This is a genomic window from Plasticicumulans sp. (genome assembly GCF_035331805.1).
Classification (GTDB): domain Bacteria; phylum Pseudomonadota; class Gammaproteobacteria; order Competibacterales; family Competibacteraceae; genus Plasticicumulans.
In genome coordinates, this window is sequence record NZ_DAOLKE010000384.1 from 1 (window position 1) to 3,093 (window position 3,093).

Genomic DNA, 3,093 nt, shown 5'->3' on the forward strand with positions numbered 1-3,093 from the left:
CCCGGCACCGGCGCCCGCCACGGCGGCGGCCGCCGAGCCGCCGGCCGCCGGCCCGGCCTTCGTGGAAGCCAACCCCGAGGCCGAGCGCCGGCTGCTGCCGGCCTTCGACACGCTGCTGTTCGGCAGCGACGAGCGCCTGCCGGCCGAGGCGCTGAACCCGGTCGAGCGGCAGGTGTACGCGCAGGTCGAGGCGCAGCTGAAGGCGGGACTGGCGCCCGACAGCCTGCCGAAGCTGCCGATGACGGTCGGCCTGCTGCTGCGCGAGCTGCAGGACCCGCTCGGCAGCCAGCGGCGCATCGAGGATCTGGTGCGCCGCGACCCGGCGCTGGCCGGCGACGTGCTGCGCATCGCCAACAGCCCGGCCTACCGCACCGGCGAGCAGCCGATCTCCAGCATCGAGTCGGCGCTGCGCCTGATCGGTCAGGAGGCGCTGAAGTCCATCGTCACCGCCGTGCTGATGCGGCCGATGATCCAGATCCGGCCGATCTACTTCCTGATGTTCGGCTCGCTGCTGTGGGATCAGGCCATGGGCAGCGCGCTCGCCGCGCGCCGGCTCGCGCAGGCCGGTGCCGGCGAAGGCGAAGCCATCGATCCCTTCGTCGCGTACTTCGCCGGCCTCACGCACAGCGTCGGGCGCATCGCGATCTTCCATCTCGTCGCCGACACCTTCGCCGCCTGCGGCGCACCGCTGCCGCCGCGCCCGCACGTGTTCCGGCTGCTGATGGAGCAGTACGGCAGCATCCTGTCGGCGACCATCGTCCGGCACTGGGGCGTCGGCATGCAGGTGCCGGTGGCGATCCACGACCAGTCGCGGATCGCGAAGGGCGAATCGCCCGCGGCCCTGATGCCGTTCAGCCGCCTGCTGTACCGCGCCCGGCTGCTCGCGGTCGCCTCGCTGCTGCGCCGCGAGGCGCAGTGGGAGGAAGAGCACCTCGCCGGCGCGCTGGCCGTGCACGGGCTGGCGCTCTGGCAGTGCCCGGAACTCACGGGACTGGCACGGGGCTCCTGACGCCGCTGGCCGCATCGTCGCCGGCCATCGCCGCGGCCCGGATCGCATCCGGCGGCGTGCCGGCCGGCGCGCGCACGTGCACGGTGCGCTGCGGGAACGGAATCTCGATGCCGAGCTCGCCGAAGCGCTGCTTCAGGCGCTTGTTGAACTCGCGCCCGACGTTCCACTGCTGGATCGGCTGCGTCTTGGTGCGCGCCTTGACGACGACGGCCGAATCCGCGAACTGGTCGACGCCGAGGATCTCCAGCGGCTCCAGGATCATCGGCCCGAACTTCTCGTCGCGGCGCAGTTCGGCGTCGATGTCGGTCAGCACCGAGCAGACGCGCTCCACGTCCTCGGCGTAGCCGATGCTCACGTCGAACACGTAGTACGAGTAGTCCTTGGTCAGGTTGCTGACCGTCGAGATCGAGCTGAACGGGATCGTGTGCACGGTGCCGGCCAGATCGCGCAGGCGCACGTAGCGCAGCGAGATCGCCTCGACCAGCCCGCCCTGACCGCCGACGTTGACCACATCACCGACCGCCATCACGTCCTCCATCAGGATGAAGGCGCCGGTGATCACGTCCTGCACCAGCTTCTGCGCGCCGAAGCCGACCGCGACGCCGACCACGCCGGCACCGGCGAGCAGCGGCCCGATGTTGACGCCAAGCTCCGAGAGCACGAGCAGCACGGCGATCGTGACCACGAAGATCGCCACCGCCTTGCGCCCGACCGTCAGCAGCGTGCGCGCCCGCGCGCTGCGGATGCGCTGGCGGCCGTGACGGTCGAGATCGGTCAGCTGTTCCTCGATCCAGATGCCGGCGAGTTCCCAGACCAGCAGCGCCCCGAGCACGACCGCGGTGATGCGCGCCAGCCCCGCGAGCAGCACCTGACCGGCCGGGCTGGTCAGCCAGCCGACGGCATCGACGTTCCAGCCTTCGAGCAGCAGCAGCACCGCCGCAAGCAGCAGCAGCACGCGCGCGAGCCGGCGCAGGACCTTCATCGCCCGGCCGACGCGCAGCGCCGATTCCGGCCGGCGCTGGCGCAGGTCGGCCTGACGGCGCTCCAGCCGGCGCAGGCCCTTGCGCACGCCGTGCGAGCCGTAGCGCACGATCAGGATCGCCACCAGCGTCGCGACCGAGGCGCGCAGCAGGAACAGGAAGCCGCCCTCGACCGCCAGCGCCCAGATCGCATACATCAGCGTCACGTAGATGATCGCGAGCCAGTGCCAGCTGCGCGACACGCGCATCGTGAACAGCCGCAGGCGCTGGCCGCCGGCCTTGCGGATCAGCGCCCCGACCGGCTCGCGCACGCTGAGGATCAGCACGATCACCTGCACGGCGACATACAGCCCGATCAGGCGCAGCACCGCATCGTGCACGCCCCAGGGCAGGCCGAGCAGGCGCGCCGCCTGCAGCGCCAGATACGCATAGACCGGCACCAGCACCAGCCGCCGCAGCCAGCGCTGCGTGAGCTTCGCCGCCTCGTCGCTGCACGGCAGCAGGCGCAGGCCGGGGTTGTCGGGCGCGAGCAGCACCCGCGCGATCGCCATGAGGCTGCGCACGATCACGGCCGCGTGGATGAACACCAGCACCAGCAGCCGCGTGCCGAACTTCGGATCGAGCACGGTCAGCACCGTCATCGCCGTCGCGTACAGCGCCGCGATCTGCGCACCTTCGATGACCAGGCGCAGCAGCGACCACAGCAGCCGGCCGCTGCAGTGCGCCGGCGTGCGCGTGCCGATGGCGCGGTGCAGACCGCGGAACAGCAGCCAGACCGCCGCGAAGGCCGCGTAGCCGGCGAGCATCACTAGCGCCAGCGGCTTCAGCACGGCGAGGGTCTCCTCCAGCGCCAGCGGATCGCGCACGCGCTCGACCAGCCAGCCGGCGGCCGACTGCGCGGCAACCAGATTGCCGGCGAGTGTGCCGACATCCTCGCCGACCGTGCCGATGCGCCGCGCCACCGCATCGAGCAGCTGCGCCGTGGCATCGGTCACGCGCGGCGTGGCCGGCGCATCGGCCGGTGGCGCGAGCGGCGTGCCGGCGCTGCTGGTCGTGCCGTCGGCTGTCGTGCCGCTGCCGGCGGAACCGGCGCGCGAGCTGGCC

General features: G+C 72.3%; 2 protein-coding genes. One reads left to right on the top strand and one right to left on the bottom strand.

All coding sequences use genetic code 11. The annotated features are described in order from the left end of the window. A partial coding sequence (locus tag PKE44_RS17230) for an HDOD domain-containing protein (RefSeq protein WP_324553726.1) occupies positions 1-1,009 on the top strand: 1,009 nt, incomplete at its 5' end. On the opposite strand, the gene PKE44_RS17235 is transcribed toward PKE44_RS17230, so the two are convergent. Beyond that, the coding region (locus tag PKE44_RS17235; RefSeq protein WP_324553728.1) for a mechanosensitive ion channel domain-containing protein at positions 984-3,093 on the bottom strand (2,110 nt) is incomplete at its 5' end. The two genes, PKE44_RS17230 and PKE44_RS17235, sit on opposite strands and share 26 nt — an antisense overlap.